The organism is Streptomyces sp. CB01249 (genome assembly GCF_001905735.1).
Classification (GTDB): Bacteria; Actinomycetota; Actinomycetes; order Streptomycetales; family Streptomycetaceae; genus Streptomyces.
On sequence record NZ_LISW01000005.1, the window covers coordinates 53,508 to 68,769 of the forward strand.

Here is a 15,262-nt window from a genome sequence, read left to right on the forward strand (position 1 = left end):
GGCGCCCCGGCCGGGCTCGGTAGACCCGTGCCACGACCTTTCGCCGGTGCCCGGGGTTCCGGCGGGAGATCCCCGACGCGGTCCCGGTCCTGCCGAGGCCCCCGCCACGCGAAAGGGCACCCATGTCCCGCCCCATCACCACGCGCCGCAGACGCCGGTTCACCGCCGCCGTGCTCGCGGCGGGCCTGACCGGCTCGCTGCTGAGCCTGTCGGCACTGCCCGCCCAGGCCGCCGACGTACCGCACCCGTTGGGCGCGGCCGTCCCGGACGCGCCCAAGAAGGCCCTGACCGCCCCGCGCGACAAGCTGGGCGCCCACGACCGCACGCTGCTCCAGAAGGCCGAGAGCAGGAAGGCCAAGACGGTCACCGTCCTGCTGGCCACCCGGGAGGGCGACACCGGGGCGCTGCGCAAGAAGGTCGCGGACCTCGGCGGCCGGGTCGCCAGGGCCGACGACAAGCTGGGCTACGTCCGCGCCACCGTGCCGACCGGCAAGGTCACCGCCCTCGCCGCGCTCTCCTCGGTCCGGGCTGTCGACCTCAACGAGACGTACAAGATCCCCGACCCGTCGCCGGTCACCACCGAGGACCGGGAGAAGGACAAGCAGGGCCACGACGGCCACGGCCCGGCCACGCCGAAGGCCCCCGGCCGCACCACCCCGGCCGACAACCCGTACCTCCCCGTGGCCGAGACCGGGTCCACCGGCTTCACCGAGGACCACCGCACCTGGGACGGCCGGGGCGTCACCGTCGGCATCCTGGACACCGGCGTCGACCTCGCCCACCCGGCCCTGCGCACCACCACGACCGGGCAGCCGAAGATCAAGGACTGGGTCACCGCGACCGACCCGGTGACGGACGGCGACCCGACCTGGCTGGAGATGCGGCTCAAGGTCACCGCGAAGGACGGCACCTTCCGCTACGGCGGGGTCGACTACAAGGCCCCCGACGGCGACTACGAGTTCCAGCTGTTCAAGGAGTCCGACACCTGGGGCGGCGAGCTCGAAGGGGACGTCAACCGGGACGGCGACTACAAGGACGTGTTCGGCGTCCTGTACCGCAAGGCGGACCACCGGGTGTGGGTCGACGCCGATCTCGACCGGACCTTCGGCGACGCCGACGTGGTCGAGCCGTACGCGAAGTCCGGCAAGTGGGCCACGTTCGGCAAGGACGACCCGGACACGGCCGTCGCCGAGTCCATGCCGTTCACCGTCGAGTACCGCGACGACGTGGACCTGTCGGCGCGGGGCGGCACGAGCGTCGGCAAGAAGGCGGACTTCGTCAGCATCGGCATCGTCTCCGGCGCCCACGCCACCCATGTCGCGGGCATCACCGCGGGCCACGGGCTGTTCGGCGGGACGATGGACGGCGCCGCGCCCGGCGCCCGCATCGTCTCCGAGCGCGTCTGCCTCTTCGCCGCCGGCTGCACCGCGTACGCCCTCACCGAGGGCATGATCGACGTCGTCGTCAACAAGGGCGCCGACGTCGTCAACCTGTCGATCGGCGGGCTGCCCGCGCTCAATGACGGCGTCAACGTCCGCTCGGTTCTCTACAACCGGCTGATCGACCAGTACGGCGTGCACATCGTCTCGTCGGCCGGCAACGACGGCCCCGGCATGAACACGGTCTCCGACCCTGCCGTTGCCGACCAGGTCATCGCGGTGGGCGCCTCGGTCAGCAAGGACACCTGGTGGGCGGATTACGGCTCCGAGGTGAAGGACCGTCAGTCGCTCTTCCCGTTCTCCGCGCGCGGACCGCGCGAGGACGGCGGGATGAAGCCGGAGATCGTCGCCCCGGGCGCGGCGGTCTCCTCCATCCCGACCTGGCTGCCCGGCGAGGGCGTGCCCCAGGCCGGTTACGAACTCCCCCCGGGCTACGGCATGTTCAACGGTACGTCGATGGCCTCGCCGCAGGCCGCGGGCGCCGTCGCCGTCCTGCTCTCCGCCGCGTCCGCCTCGCACGTCAAGGTGTCGCCCGCCGGGATGCGCACCGCGCTGACCAGCTCGGCGACGTACCTGCCGGACCAGCCCGCGTACGCACAGGGCGCCGGGCTCGTCTCCGTACCGGCGGCGTGGAAGTTGCTGGCGAAGGGACCGAAGCCGACGGCGTACTCCGTCGAGGCGCCGGTCTGCGGTGTCCTCGCGGGCATGCTGACCACCCCCGAGTCCGGCACCGGGGTCTACAACCGCTGCTCCCCCGTCGACGGCGGGCAGCCGCTGCACCGCCCGAAGAACTACACCGTGAAGCTGACCCGGACCGGCTCCGGCAGCCGTGAGGCCCGCCTGTCCTGGCTCGGCAACGACGGTACGTTCAGCGCCCCGCGCTCGGTCCGGCTGGACCAGGACAGGGCCACCTCCGTCACCGTCCGCGCCCAAGCCAAGTCCACCGGCGCGCACTCGGCGCTGCTGCGCGTGGACGACCCGGCCACCCCCGGCACCGACCTGCTCGTCCCGGTCACCGTCGTGGCCGCCGCCGACCCGGCGAAGCCGTCGTACGCGGTGTCCACCGCGGGCACGGTCGACCGCAACGCCACCCGCTCGTTCTTCGTCTCCGTGCCCAAGGGCGCGGCGGCGCTGAAGGTGGACCTGTCCGGCGTCTCCCGGGACAGCCAGACCCGGTTCCTGGCGGTCGACCCGCAGGGCCTGCCGGTCGAGGACACCGCCGTCAGCCGCTGCTACACCCACTTCTCGGACGAGGCCGACTGCACCTCGGGCTCGCGCACGTACGCGCAGCCGATGCCCGGTGTCTGGGAGTTCGAGGTCGAGGCGCGCCGCACCTCGCCGCAGCTCACCAACCCGTACCGGCTGACCGCGACCGTGCAGGGGGCCACGCTCGACCCGGCGTCCTCGGTGATCGACGAGGCGGCGCTGCACTCGGCGACCGAGAAGAGCTTCACGGCCGTCAACCGGTTCGCGCCGGTGACCGCGCACGCGGTGGGCGGCGCCCTGGGCGCACTGTCCGAGGCCCATCCGACCGTCGCCGACCAGCAGATGACCGGCAAGCAGGTCACGGTCCCCCGGGACGCGACGCGCTTCGAGGTGTCGATGGGCAACGCCTCCGACCCGGACGCGGACCTGGACCTGTATCTGCTGGCCCAGTCGGGGCAGCTCATCGCCTCCTCGACCAACGGCGGCTCCCGCGAGTCCATCGTGCTGGACAAGCCCACGCCCGGCTACTACCTGCTCTACATCGCGGGTACGGACGTGCCGTCGGGCAGCACCGAGTTCGACATCCAGGACACGATGTTCTCCTCGTCGCTCGGCTCGGTGACCGTGGACCAGGACAAGCCGGTCAAACTCGGCACCGGGAAGTCCACGAAGGTCAGCGGCCGCCTGGTCGCCGACACCATGCCGCCGTCGGGCCGCCGTCTGGTGGGCCGGTTCACGCTGGCGAGCGACACCGGCACCCCGCTGGGCAGCGCGGACGTGCTGATCGGCAAGGTCGTCACGCCGCACGCGGAGATCACGTCCTCGTTCGGCCCGGCCCTCGCCTTCAGTCTGGACGACAACGGTCGCATGGCCGGATCGAAGCAGGTCTCCGGGCAGAGCCGGCCGATGCGCTGGGACGCGGCGAACGGCGTCACTCTGCTCGACAACGCCGGCGCCCGCGACGGCCACGTCCTCAACCAGAGCGGGTCCAAGGGGTACGCGACCGGGCAGCTGACGCTCCCCGATGAGGGCACCCGGGCGGCCTTCTGGGACGCGGACGGGAAGCTCACCACCCTGCCGCTGCCCGACTGGGAGACCTACCGCTTCGCGCGCGGCTTCGCCGTCAACGACTCCGGTACGGTCGTGGGCAACGCCACGGGCAACATCACCGACCCGGCGACCGGCCGCAGCCTTGAGGTGAACGAGGGCTTCGTCTGGAACGCGGCCACCGGATTCCGCAGGCTGCCGCACCTCACCGAGGGCCGGAACCTGACGGAGCCGCTCGCCGTCAACAACGCCGGCACGGTGATCGGCCACTCCTCCAAGGACGGCCGGCGCCGCGCCGTGAAGTGGGACGCGGACGGGAAGATCACCGACCTGGGCACGCTGCCGGGCATGGCCGACAGCTACGCCGAGTCGGTCAACGCCTCCGGTGAGATCGTCGGGACCAGCGGCGACGACGCGTTCGTCCTGAAGCCCGGTGGCACCATGACCCGGCTCCCCGACTTCGGCTTCGACGCCCACGCGCTGAAGGTGAACGACGCCGGCTGGATCATGGGCACCGCGCAGACCGCGCCGGACACGGAGACCGCCGTGGTCTGGGACCCCCAGGGCCGCATGTACGAGCTGTCGGCCATGACCGGCACCACGCGCTTCGTGCCGCTGGAGGGCATCTCCCTCAACAACCGGGGCGAGGTGGCCTACTACGCCATGGACATCCAGGAAGGGGGCTCGACCAAGGTCGTCCTGGCCGAGCTGCCTTCCTGACCCCCTCGTCCGCCCTCCCCGCCGCCGGGTGTCCGGTGGCGGGGAGGGCGGCGCGCTCTCAGGCCCTCAGCCGAGCGGCGATCGGGCAGTCCTCCACGGCGCACACATCGCAACCGAGCTCCGCCGCCCGGAGCGGGACCTGGGCAGCGCCGCCCCGCAGGACACCGCCGGCCCCCGCCGGACCGTCGAACTCCAGGAGCAGCAGAGCCGAATCGTCCGCCCCGCACGGCGCGGCGTGCCGGTGCACGTCCTCCCGCATCCTGGCCAGGCAGCGCTCGACCGGCGCGTCGCGCAGCAGTCCGCTGTGCGAGCCGAGCGGGTAGAAGCGGCCGTCCTCGTCCCGGGCCTCGGCCAGTCCGTCGGTGTGGAACAGCACGCGGTCCCCGTCGTGCAGCAGGCCCCGGTGACGTCCTGGCCGGCCGTCCCCCAGGGCATCGAGCCCGAGCGGCATCCCGGGCCGGTCCGGCTCGGTCCACGTCACTCCGCCGCCCGCCCGGACCACCAGCGGCGCCGGATGGCCGTAGTTGAGCACGGTCATCCGGCCGTCCGAGGTCAGCTCGGCGAGCACGGCGGTGGCGAACCGTTCGTCGTCGGGCCGGCGGGCCAGGGCGCACGCCAGGCGCACACCGACCTCGTCCAGGCTCGGCGACACCGCCGCGTACTCCCGGAACGCGCCCAGCAGGGCCGCCGCGAGCCCGGCGGCCCGCAGCCCCTTCCCCTGGACGTCCCCCATCAGCACCCGGACGCCGCCCCGGACGGGCACCACCTCGTAGAAGTCGCCGCCGATCCGCGCCGCGTCCGCCGCGGACTCGTACGACGCCGCGAGGTGCACGGGCCCCGCCGTCTCGGGGACCGACGGGGCCAGGGCGTCCTGGGCGGTGGCGGCCACGTCGCGCATCACGGCGTGCCCGCTCTCGTGGCCCTGCCGGATGCGCGCCGCCACGGTGGCGACGGCGGTGACGACGGCGACGGCCAGCAGCGACACCGCCGCTCTGGGGGACGTGAGCACGTCGTCGTGGTACGCCAGCACCGTGGCCCAGACCGCCGCGAAGAGGCCGGTGCCGACGACGGCCGGAGGGCGCCCGCGTGCCGAGGCGACGACCGGGCCCACCGCGTAGAGGGCGAGCAGCTTCACCTCCTCCCCCAGCACCAGGTCGAGCAGGGCGATGCCGAGTACGGCCCAGGCGCCGCCGCAGTCGAGATGCTTGAAGGTCGGCATTCTCGGGTTCTTCATGACTCTCCCTCTACGGATGCCCCGGTCCCGGGACGTCTCAGACCTCGATGGCGACCCTGCCGTCGGCCGCGGTCTCGGCGTTGCGCCGGGTCTTCGCCCAGCCCGTACGGCCCCGCAGCAGCCGGACGAAGCCGCGCGCCGAGACGATGAACAGGTGGTACGCGTACAGCCAGAGCGCGATCCCCCAGAGCACCCCGGTGAGCCGCGACCGTTCGGGGGCGAACTCGCGGCGGTAGACCGGGCCCCACAGCACGAACGGGACGACCGACAGGAGGCCCAGGGCCAGCGCGACCGGCCAGGCGGAGAGCACCACATGGGCGGCCTCGCCGTCGATGACGAGCGCGGTCAGCATGAGGACGCTCAGCAGCAGGGTCGCGAGATGGGCGACCGGCTGGAAGAAGGTGTACAGGCACTCCAGCACGCCCTTGGCCGAGTAGTGCCGGGAGCCGGTGATCCGGCCCGCGTACCGCACGCACTGGATGTTGCCCTGAGCCCAGCGGGTGCGCTGGGTGAGGAAGCGCCGGGTGCGCGGCAAGGCCTCCTGGGTGACCCAGGTGTCCGCCAGATGGGTCACGCCGTAGCCGGCCAGCCGCATCCGGACGCCCAGCTCGTAGTCCTCCAGGAGCGCCGCGCGCGCCCAGGGGCGGCCGTGCTCCGCCGCGATCCGGTCGAGCGCGGTGAGCCGGGTGAACTGGCCGTTGCCGCCGAGGCCCACGGAGCCGGTGCGGCGGCGCAGGAGTTGCATGCCGGTGTTGGACACGGCGAACTCCGCGTCCTGCATGCGGATCAGGAGCCGGGCACAGGCGTTGGCGAGCCTGCCCCGGCCGGGCAGCGGGCGGGCGTCCTCGACGTTGCGCATGCGGACGCCGATCTGCACCCCGCCGGTCTCCGGGTCGCCGAAGCCGTCGGGGCCCGCCGCGTGGGCGAGCGCGTCCGGCGACAGCCTGCCGTCGGCATCGACCACACAGACGACGGCCCGGTCCCGGCCGGGCTCCCCGGAGAGTGCCGCGTACGCGGCGTTGAGCGCGGCGCCCTTGCCTTTGCGGGCGTCGGGCAGCCGCCGGGAGACGAGGTGCACCCGGTCGTCACGGGCGGCGAGCGCGCCCACGATCGCGCCCGTCCGGTCCTCGCTCGCGTCGTCGATCACCCAGACGTGCCCGCCCGGGAAGTCGGCGCGCAGCCGGTTCACGGTGGTCCCGATGACGGCCTCCTCGTCACGGCAGGGCACGAAGAAGTGCCAGCCGAAGGCGTCGGGATCGCCGGTACGGGAGGGCCGCCGGCGGGCGTAGGCCCGGCGGGCACCGGCCCAGTAGAGGAGGAAGCAGGCGAGCAGGAGGAACGGGAAGACATAGAGGAAGAGATCGAGGACCATGCGGACGCTCCTGGGAGGCGGCGGGCGGTGGCGGACGCTCCGGGGCTCAGACGGGCACCGGGCCGGGCACACCGCCCGGCAGCGCCACGTCCGCGGTGAGACCGGCGATCCGGCGCGAGGCGCCGCCGTCGCCGTACGGGCTGGGCAGTCCGGCGAGCCGCCGCAGGCCGTCCGGACCCTCGGCGAGCCTGCGGCGCGCGGCGGTCTCGATACCGAGGCCGGGCTCCACGAGGTCCGCGAAGTCGGTGAGGGATTCGGGCCGTTCGGTGGACCGGCGGACGACGACGAGCGGCCGGCCGAGGACGGTGGCCTCCTCCTGGATGCCGCCCGAGTCGGAGATGATCAGCGCCGCGTGCCGGGCGAGGGCCAGGAAGGTGCCGTAGCCCGTCGGCGGCACGACGGTGACCGGGTCGAGCAGCGGCCACAGTCCCGCCTCCTCGATACGGGCCCGGGTACGCGGGTGCAGGGGCATGACGACCGGCAGCCGCTTGGCGAGGCCCGCGAGTTCGCCGAGCACGACGGCCAGCACGGCTGGGTCGTCGGTGTTCTCCGGGCGGTGCACGGTGGCCAGGACGTAGCCGTCCGCGTCGAGCCCGTGGTCGGCGAGGAGGCGGGACCGCTCGTCCGGCGGCGGCAGATGGTCGTGGACCGCCTCGACCACGGTGTTGCCGGTGACGGCGATGCGGTCCGTGTCGATCCCCTCCTCGATGAGGTGGGCGCGGTTGTCGGGGGTGGCGGCGCACAGCACGTCCGCCAGCCGGTCGATGAGGACCCGGTTGTGTTCCTCGGGCATGTTCCGGTCGTGGCTGCGCAGCCCCGCCTCGACGTGGACGAGCGGCAGCGAGCGGGCGTTGGCGGCGAGGGCGCCGGAGAGGGCGGCGTTGGTGTCGCCCTGGACGACGACCGCGCGCGGCGGGTCGGCCGCGAACCGCTGGTCGAGACCGGTGAGCGCGGCGCCGACCTGCACCGCCCTGGGCCGCCCGCCGACACCGGTGAGGAAGCGTGGCTCGGGCAGCCCGAACTCTTCGAGGAAGCCTCCGGACAGGCCCCCGTCGTAGTGCTGGCCGGTGTGCACGACCCGGGCGGCGGGCCCGAGCACCCGGATCAGCTCGGCGAGTTTGACCAGCTCGGGGCGGGTGCCGAGGACGACGGCGACGCTGTGGGAAGGAAGAGTAGCCATGCCCCCGAGTCTTGATGAACATGGTTGCCAAAACAGCTGCGACAACGTTGTCGAACGGTTGCTTCCGGTGCGGGGCGGCCATCGGGGACGTACGACAGGGTCGTTCTGCCCTCCCGCGGACTCACTCGGCTCCGCCGACGAAGCGGTAGCCGACGCCCCGCACCGACTCGACCGGGTCCGGCACTCCGGCACCGGCCGCCGAGGTCAGCTTGCGGCGGACCCGGAGCACGGCGAACTTCACCCGGTCCCGGCCGAGCGCGGTCGTGTCGTGCCACACCCGGTCGAGCAGGACTTCCGTGGTGACGACGGCGCCCCGGTTGCGTACGAGCAATTGCAGCAGCCGGTACTCGATGTCGCTGAGGCGGACCTCGGCCCCGTGCCACAGGACGGTCCGGCGGTCCGCGAGCAGCCTGAGGTGGCTGCTCACCTCGTCCCCGACCCGCCCCGCACCGGACCGGCGCAGCAGGGCCTCGACCCGGGCCAGCAGCTCCTCGTTCCGGAACGGCTTGACCACGTAGTCGTCGGCGCCGCCGCGCAGCCCGCGCACCAGGTCCGCGAGGTCGTCGCGGGCGGAGAGGACGATGACCGGGAGGTCGCTCATGTCCCGGGTCCGGGCCAGCACCCGCCAGCCGTCCAGCCCGGGCACTCCCAGATCGAGCAGCATCAGGGCCGGCCGCTCCTCGAACAGCAGCCGCAGCGCGTCCCGGCCGTCGGCGGCGTGCAGCACCTCGTACCCGTCCCCCGCGAGCAGCTCGCGCAACGCCAGGGCCGACGCCGGGTCGTCCTCCACGATCAAGAGTCTCGGCATCGCGGACCGTCGCCCTCCAGGCAGTCCGTCCCGCGCCGGCACGTGCGCGGCGCGGGCGGGCACGTACTTCGAGTGAACCAGCAATGCCCGTCCACCGCCCACCGCGCACGGAAAGCGGAACGGCCGCCGCGCGGGTAGACAGGGCGTATGCAGACCTTTCTCCCCTACTCCGGCTTCACGGAGTCGGCCGCCGTCCTGGACGCCAGGCGGCTCGGCAAGCAGCGGGTGGAGGCTCTGCAGGTGTTCCGCGGCCTGACCGTGCCGGGATACGGGTGGCGCAGGCATCCGGCGGTGCGGATGTGGGCCGGGTACGAGGAGGCGCTCGTCCGGTACGGGCTCGACGTCTGCGCGGTCTGGACGGCCGAGGGGCGCGCCGACACCTGCGCCGGCACCCTCGTCCACGACTACCGGGCCCACACGGACGGCGCGCCGGTCCGCCCGCAGCCCGAGCTGGCGGCGGAGGGGGAGCTTCCACCGTGGCTGGGGGACCCGGATTTCCACCGGAGCCATCAGTCGGCGCTGGTCCGCAAGGACCCGGAGCACTACCGGGGCCGGTTTCCCGATGTGCCGGACGACCTGCCGTACGTGTGGCCTTCGTCGGACCGGGCCTAGGGCGTCAGCGGCCTCAGCACCCTCAGCCGGTCGGGCCGAACCGCCGCAGGTAGGCGTCGAGGCCGTCCGGTGTGGTGCCGGTCCAGCCGATGTACCCGTCCGGCCGTACGAGGAAGAGCCCGGTGCCGTACGCGCCGGGCGCACTCCCGCTCACCACCCGGGCGACCGGTCCGCCGGGGGCGGCGGGTGCGTCGGTCCCGAGCGCGAGCAGCGTCCAGTGCGGACCCCGGAAGGCGTCGAAGAGCCGTACGCCGTCCACGGTCCCGTCGGGGGCGCGGTCGCCGGCCCGGAGCGCGCCCTCCGGGACCGTCTCGCGCGTCTCCTCGGTGAGCGGCGACTCGCGGTATCCGAGGCCCAGTTGGCGGGTGGCACCGCCTCGGCGGACCTCGCCGCGGTGGACGCCGGTGGACAGGTCGAGCATCTGGGCGGCGACCGGGCGCCGCTCCTCCTCGTAGCTGTCCAGAAGCGCGGCCGGGGCGCCGCCCGTCAGGACCGCGCCCAGCTTCCAGCCCAGGTTGTAGGCGTCCTGGACGCTGGTGTTCAGGCCCTGGCCGCCCGCCGGGGAGTGCACATGCGCGGCGTCCCCGGCGAGGAAGACCCGGCCCGCCCGGAAGCGGTCGGCCAGGGCGGCGCGGGGGCGGAAGTCCGAGGCCCAGCGCACCTCGGTCACGGCCTCGGCGGAGAGGTGCGAGCGCTCGGCGACGACCTTGCGGATGCCGTCCGGGGTGAGGTCGACGTCGGCGCCCTCCGCGAACCGGGCGGTCACCTGGAAGTCCTCGGTGCCGGCCAGCGGCCAGATCGCGAGGTGGTCGTCGCCGTCGCGGGGCGGGAAGATGTGCCAGTTGTCGCGGTCCAGGCCGGTGATCCGGACGTCCGCGACCAGCATCGGGTTCGGGTCGACGGTCTCCCCCGTCATCCCGATGCCCAGCGCGCGGCGCACCGCGGACCGGCCGCCGTCGGCGGCGACCAGATAGCGGCCGCGCACCGTACCGCCGCCGGAGAGCCGCACGGTGACGCCCTCCGCGTCCTGCGTGAGGCCGGCCGCCTCCCGGCCGGAGGCGACCTCGCCGCCCAGTTCGGCCAGCCGCGCGGCCAGGATCTCCTGGGTGCGCCACTGCGGCACCATCCACGGTGTGTTGTACGGCGAGTCCTCGCTCGGCTCGACCGGGTCGAACAGGTGGTGCTCGCCGACCCGCTCGCCGTCGCGCCAGACCATGCCGACCGGGTAGGTGCCGCCCGCCGCGTGGATCGCGTCGATGACCCCGAGGTCGTCGAAGACCTCCATGGTGCGGGGCTGGAGGCCCTTGCCCCGGGAGCCGGGGAACAGCTCGTCCGCGCGTTCCAGGACGAGCGCGTGCACGCCGCGCCGGGCCAGGTCCACTCCGAGGGCCAGACCGGTGGGGCCCGCGCCGACGATCACGACATCCGCGTCCATGACGATTCTCCTTAACGCTGTTAAGTGCTCGGTGGTTCCGAGGATGTCCTTAACGGCGTTAAGCTGTCAAGCGTGAGTACCGAACGACGCGCCCCCCTCGACCGCCGACGGGTCGCGGACACGGCGTTGAGCCTGCTGAACGAGGTGGGCCTGGACGGGCTGACCCTGCGCGCCATCGCGAAGGAGCTGGACGTCAAGGCGCCCGCCCTGTACTGGCACTTCAAGGACAAGCAGGCGCTGCTGGACGAGATGGCGACGGAGATGTACCGGCGCATGGTCGCCGGGACCCCGCTCGACCCGGGCGACACCTGGCGGGAGCGGCTGCGGAAGACCAACCACGCGCTGCGGACGTCGCTGCTCGGCTACCGGGACGGCGCCCGGGTGTTCAGCGGTTCGCGCTTCACCGGCGCGGTGCACGCCGAGCAGATGGAGGAGAGCCTGCGACTGCTCACCGCCGCCGGGTTCACCCTGGCCCAGGCGGTGCGGGCGGCCACGACGACGTACATGTTCACGCTCGGCTTCGTCATCGAGCAGCAGGGCGTCGAGCCCCTGCCGGGCCTGCGCCGGGAGGGCTTCGACGTGGCCGAGCGCGCGCGGATGCTGGCCGCCTACCCGCTGACCGCCGCGGCGGGCGCGGAGATCTTCGCGGACTACGAGCGGCATTACGAGGAAGCGCTCGACCTGGTGATCGCGGGCGTCGCGGCGGCCTACGGCGTCGACTGACGGCGCGCGCGGCGCCCCGGACGCCCCGGGCGTCAGTCGAGATCGATGACGACCTTGATGTCACCCTCCTGGGGCGTGAACGCGTCGGCGGCGTCCCGCAGCGGCACCCGCCGGGTGATCATCCGCTCCAGCCAGGCCGGATCGGCGCGGCGGAGGGCTTCGGCGCCCGCGTGGTAGTGGCGCAGATCGGCGTTGACGGAGCCCACCACGGCGATGTTTCCCCGCACCAGCTCGTTGTTGAGCGCGCCCGCCGCCACCGGCAGCCGGTGGGCCTCGGGCGACACACCGATCAAGCAGACGATCCCGTAGCTCGCGGTCCCCCGCATCGCGCCCAGGACCACGTCCCCGGCGCCCGTCCCCTCGATCACGAGGTCGGGCCGGAGGGCGGAGGCGACGTCGTCGATGGAGCCGCTGTGGTACGTGGCGCCCAGGGCGGCCACCAGACCGGGCTTCGGCCCCGAGGTCACCCGGTCCAGGACGTGGACGTCGAGCCCGCGCTGCGCGCCCAGCAGTGCGGCGAGCAGGCCGATCGGCCCGGCGCCGGTGACCAGGACCCGCTCCGGCGCGAACCAGGAGCGCGCGCCGATCCGTTCGACCTGCTCCCACGCCTTGGCGAGCACGGTGGCCGGTTCGAGCAGGACGCCGACGCGCTCCAGGGACGGGTCGAGCCGGACCGCGTAATCGCTCTCGACGGTCCAGAACCGGCTGGCGTACCCGTGCCGTTCCTTGATCCCGCGCTCCGTGTAGCGCCCGTTGCGGCACATGTCGAACGCGCCCCGGGCGCAGGCGCCGCACGGTTCCGGATCGGGGCGCCGCACGACGCCCACGACCAGGTCACCGGCGGCGAAGCCGCTGCCCGCGGGCGCCTGCCGCACCCGGCCCAGCGACTCATGGCCGATGACCAGCCGGTCCTCGCCCCGCGGCGCCGCCCCGAGCGCACCGGCCAGGATCTCCCGGTCCGTGCCGCAGACCCCCACGGAGATCCCGTCGACCAGGAGCTCCCCCGCACCCGGCACCGGGTCGGGGACCTCGCGGACCTCAAGGCTGTTGCCGGCCGAGGGCCGGACGGTCACGGCACGCATGGGTCCCCTTCCCGGAGCGCCGGGCTCAGATCAGCCCGAACGACCGCAGCGCCGACCGCTGCGCCGGGGTCGGGTGGGCCGGCCAGTAGACGTAACAGACCCCGCCCGTCCCGCTCTTGACGTTGCCGCTCGCGTCGTACCGCTTCGTCCGCAGCCAGATGGTCTCCCACTCGTGGCGCTTGTAGACGTGGCGGACCGCGTCGTCGTTCGGGGACGCGGGGTCGTTGGCGATGACGTCGCCGTCGGCGGTGAAGCCGATGACCGTCATCAGGTGGCCCGAGGTGCCGTAGCCCGCGCCGGTCAGCTCCTCCTTGAGGAAGGACTGGGAGGTGATGACGGGGATGCCCGCGCGGACCAGCGTCTCCACGTCGTTGAGGGAGCCGAGCCGGGTCACGGCGGAGCTCATGTCGGGGTACGTGGCCGCGTAGGCGGCGTTGAACGGCCAGTTGCCGCAGCCCTCGTACTGGTTGTCGTACGTGAAGCGGGCGGCGTGGCAGACCGAGGGATCCTGTATGCCGGGCTCCACCCAGGCCAGGTCGGCGGCGGAGGGCTTGCGGCCCCAGTACTCGATGATCATCTGCGAGGAGGTGGGGCTGCACCACGCCTCACCGCCGTTGTCGTACTCCGGGTACTGGCCGACGTGGACGTTCTGCGAGTAGCGCGGCACCGGCAGCTCGCGGACCAGCCCCGGGGTGCTCGCGGGCACCGTGAAGCGGTCCGGGATGTCCGAGGCCATCGCGCCCACCCGCCACACCGTCGGCGTGAGGCGGCTGCCGGGGGTGCGGTACAGGGTCAGCCGGAGGCGGTACGTGAACAGGCGCAGGCCGCTCGCCACGTCGTCCACCGAGAAGGTGTCCGTCCAGATGGAGCTCTTGCCGTCGCTCTGGTCGTCCACCGAGGTGCGGCGGATGTCCGCGTCACCGGCGGCCCAGCGGCCCATCACGTACCACGGGGTCTCGGTGCCGTCCGAGTAGCGGCCGCACAGCTCGACCTGGATCCAGGTGCCGGCCGGGGTCTCCGCGTTCCAGGAGGCGATCACCTCGGTCGCGGGGACGCGGGAGCGGTGGACGGGCGAGGTCCAGGTCGCGTACTCCCAGGCGGCGGTGGTCCCGGTGTGCGGGTCGGTGTAGTCCGTGCTGCCCAGCGGGTGGGCGATGACCAGACCGGCACGGCGGCCGGCGACCGCGCGGGTCCCGGCACGGTCGCCGCAGCGCCAGTCGGTGTACGTGGTCCAGGCGTGGTGGTCCACGGAGGGCGGCGCGGGCCGGGCGCGGCGCGGGGCCGCCGCCGCGGAGGCGGCGGACGAGAGCGTTCCGGCACCGGCGGCCGCCACGATGGCGGCGGCGAGCACGGTGCGGCGTGAGGTGGGACTGGGCATGGGCGAGACCCCCGGTCGTCGTCTGCGGAATGGGGCTGCGGTGCACGACAGTGGGCCAACTATCGCGGGTCGCGTCCCGGTTCGGCCAGCGATTCGACCCGTGCCGATCAACCAATATTGGTCTGCACCACTGGCGTGACCTGCGGCTGGGCCGAACGGGCTACCGCGCGCCCCGGCTCGTAGGCTGGGCGCATGAACGATCTCGCGCTCCATGCCGCGCGGCTCTCCGCCCTCCCGCCGTCCTGCGGACCGGTGCGGCTGGTCGCCGTCGACGGGCACGCGGGATCGGGCAAGAGCACCTTCGCCGGACGGCTCGCGGCGGCGCTCGGCGGGGCGCCCGTGCTGCACCTGGACGATCTGGCCACGCACGAGGAGCTGTTCGCCTGGACCGGCCGGCTGCGCGAGCAGGTGACGGGGCCACTGTCGCGCGGCGCACCCGCGCGCTACGCGCCGTACGACTGGACGGCACGGGCCTTCGGGCCGGTCAGGACCCTGGAGCCCGCGCCCGTCGTCCTGATCGAGGGCGTCGGCGCGGGCCGCAGCACCCTCCGGCCCCTGCTGGCGCGGCTGTTGTGGATGGACCTGCCCGCCGAGGAGTCCTGGGCGCGCGGCCGACGGCGCGACGGACCGGCGCTGCGCTCCTTCTGGGACGGCTGGACGGCGGCCGAGACCGCTCACTTCGCGGCCGACCCGTCGCGCCCCTGGGCGGACGCTCTGGTACGGCAGTTGCCCGAGGGGTACGCGTGGCTGGAGGGACCCTTGCGGCAGCGGCGCTGAACCGTTCCGTCACCCGGTGTGACCGGCTCGCACCGCCCTCTCGCGCCGCCGGAAAACGACTCGGAAGTACCTCAACTCCGCTTGACCCGGGGGCGGTACAGGTCTTACGTTCTCAATGTGCGGCTTTTCGGAGCCCCCGCAGACACGAAGCCCCCGGTTGTTCCCCCGTGACCGGGGGCTTCGTTCTGTGCTCCCGGCGCCCTTCCGGCGCCCTCTTCCTCACCCTGGGTCACGGCTCCTCTTCGGCCC

At 73.5% G+C, this 15,262-nt stretch carries 11 protein-coding genes; 4 read left to right on the forward strand and 7 right to left on the reverse strand.

Going from position 1 to position 15,262, the window contains the following annotated elements; translation table 11 throughout:
• Nucleotides 1–122: 122 nt before the first annotated feature.
• Nucleotides 123–4,412 carry a S8 family serine peptidase gene (locus AMK18_RS22875; RefSeq protein WP_073864276.1) on the forward strand — a complete coding sequence of 1,430 codons (4,290 nt, stop codon included), beginning with the start codon at nucleotides 123–125 and terminating at the stop codon, nucleotides 4,410–4,412.
• A gap of 58 nt (nucleotides 4,413–4,470) precedes the next feature.
• On the opposite strand, the gene AMK18_RS22880 is transcribed toward AMK18_RS22875, so the two are convergent.
• The 4 genes from AMK18_RS22880 to AMK18_RS22895 all read right to left on the reverse strand — a co-directional run bounded on the left by AMK18_RS22880 (nucleotide 4,471) and on the right by AMK18_RS22895 (nucleotide 9,006).
• A complete protein-coding gene (locus tag AMK18_RS22880; protein ID WP_107422358.1) occupies nucleotides 4,471–5,646 on the reverse strand; it encodes a PP2C family protein-serine/threonine phosphatase in 1,176 nt (391 codons plus the stop codon).
• 37 nt (nucleotides 5,647–5,683) lie between these two features.
• Complete coding sequence (locus AMK18_RS22885) at nucleotides 5,684–7,018, reverse strand: glycosyltransferase family 2 protein (protein WP_073864280.1); 1,335 nt, start codon at nucleotides 7,016–7,018, stop codon at nucleotides 5,684–5,686.
• Nucleotides 7,019–7,064: 46 nt separating this feature from the next.
• On the reverse strand, nucleotides 7,065–8,198 hold the full coding sequence (wecB, locus tag AMK18_RS22890; RefSeq protein ID WP_073864282.1) for a non-hydrolyzing UDP-N-acetylglucosamine 2-epimerase: 1,134 nt from the start codon (nucleotides 8,196–8,198) through the stop codon (nucleotides 7,065–7,067).
• A gap of 121 nt (nucleotides 8,199–8,319) precedes the next feature.
• The gene (locus tag AMK18_RS22895; protein ID WP_073864284.1) at nucleotides 8,320–9,006 is read right to left on the reverse strand and encodes a response regulator transcription factor; all 687 of its coding nucleotides are present in this window, start codon (nucleotides 9,004–9,006) and stop codon (nucleotides 8,320–8,322) included.
• Nucleotides 9,007–9,153: 147 nt separating this feature from the next.
• On the opposite strand from AMK18_RS22895, the gene AMK18_RS22900 reads away from it, so the two are divergent.
• Nucleotides 9,154–9,618 (forward strand): MSMEG_6728 family protein, encoded by a 465-nt coding sequence (locus tag AMK18_RS22900; RefSeq protein WP_073864286.1) that lies wholly within the window; start codon nucleotides 9,154–9,156, stop codon nucleotides 9,616–9,618.
• Nucleotides 9,619–9,640: 22 nt separating this feature from the next.
• Here the strand turns inward: AMK18_RS22900 and AMK18_RS22905 are convergent, their stop codons facing one another.
• Nucleotides 9,641–11,053 (reverse strand): FAD-dependent oxidoreductase, encoded by a 1,413-nt coding sequence (locus tag AMK18_RS22905; protein ID WP_073864287.1) that lies wholly within the window; start codon nucleotides 11,051–11,053, stop codon nucleotides 9,641–9,643.
• Nucleotides 11,054–11,125: 72 nt separating this feature from the next.
• Between AMK18_RS22905 and AMK18_RS22910 the strand changes: the two genes are divergently transcribed.
• Nucleotides 11,126–11,776: a TetR/AcrR family transcriptional regulator C-terminal domain-containing protein gene (locus tag AMK18_RS22910; RefSeq protein ID WP_073864289.1), complete on the forward strand. Its 651-nt coding sequence runs from the start codon at nucleotides 11,126–11,128 to the stop codon at nucleotides 11,774–11,776.
• A 32-nt stretch (nucleotides 11,777–11,808) separates the two neighbouring features.
• Here AMK18_RS22910 and AMK18_RS22915 read toward each other — a convergent pair whose 3' ends face one another.
• Both AMK18_RS22915 and AMK18_RS22920 read right to left on the reverse strand, forming a co-directional pair.
• Nucleotides 11,809–12,858 (reverse strand): glucose 1-dehydrogenase, encoded by a 1,050-nt coding sequence (locus tag AMK18_RS22915; RefSeq protein ID WP_073864291.1) that lies wholly within the window; start codon nucleotides 12,856–12,858, stop codon nucleotides 11,809–11,811.
• A gap of 25 nt (nucleotides 12,859–12,883) precedes the next feature.
• Nucleotides 12,884–14,236: a peptidase C39 family protein gene (locus AMK18_RS22920; RefSeq protein ID WP_073864293.1), complete on the reverse strand. Its 1,353-nt coding sequence runs from the start codon at nucleotides 14,234–14,236 to the stop codon at nucleotides 12,884–12,886.
• Nucleotides 14,237–14,428: 192 nt separating this feature from the next.
• On the opposite strand from AMK18_RS22920, the gene AMK18_RS22925 reads away from it, so the two are divergent.
• Nucleotides 14,429–15,013 carry a uridine kinase family protein gene (locus tag AMK18_RS22925; RefSeq protein WP_073864294.1) on the forward strand — a complete coding sequence of 195 codons (585 nt, stop codon included), beginning with the start codon at nucleotides 14,429–14,431 and terminating at the stop codon, nucleotides 15,011–15,013.
• The last annotated feature ends 249 nt before the right edge of the window (nucleotides 15,014–15,262 follow it).

Excerpts from the sequence above, each read along its gene's own strand:
- AMK18_RS22895 (WP_073864284.1), bottom strand. The coding sequence starts at position 9,006 with ATGCCGAGACTCTTGATCGTGGAGGACGACCCGGCGTCGGCCCTGGCG.
- AMK18_RS22875 (WP_073864276.1), top strand. The coding sequence starts at position 123 with ATGTCCCGCCCCATCACCACGCGCCGCAGACGCCGGTTCACCGCCGCC.
- wecB (WP_073864282.1), bottom strand. The coding sequence starts at position 8,198 with ATGGCTACTCTTCCTTCCCACAGCGTCGCCGTCGTCCTCGGCACCCGC.
- AMK18_RS22880 (WP_107422358.1), bottom strand. The coding sequence starts at position 5,646 with ATGAAGAACCCGAGAATGCCGACCTTCAAGCATCTCGACTGCGGCGGC.
- AMK18_RS22925 (WP_073864294.1), top strand. The coding sequence starts at position 14,429 with ATGAACGATCTCGCGCTCCATGCCGCGCGGCTCTCCGCCCTCCCGCCG.
- AMK18_RS22920 (WP_073864293.1), bottom strand. The coding sequence starts at position 14,236 with ATGCCCAGTCCCACCTCACGCCGCACCGTGCTCGCCGCCGCCATCGTG.
- AMK18_RS22885 (WP_073864280.1), bottom strand. The coding sequence starts at position 7,018 with ATGGTCCTCGATCTCTTCCTCTATGTCTTCCCGTTCCTCCTGCTCGCC.
- AMK18_RS22915 (WP_073864291.1), bottom strand. The coding sequence starts at position 12,858 with ATGCGTGCCGTGACCGTCCGGCCCTCGGCCGGCAACAGCCTTGAGGTC.
- AMK18_RS22900 (WP_073864286.1), top strand. The coding sequence starts at position 9,154 with ATGCAGACCTTTCTCCCCTACTCCGGCTTCACGGAGTCGGCCGCCGTC.
- AMK18_RS22905 (WP_073864287.1), bottom strand. The coding sequence starts at position 11,053 with ATGGACGCGGATGTCGTGATCGTCGGCGCGGGCCCCACCGGTCTGGCC.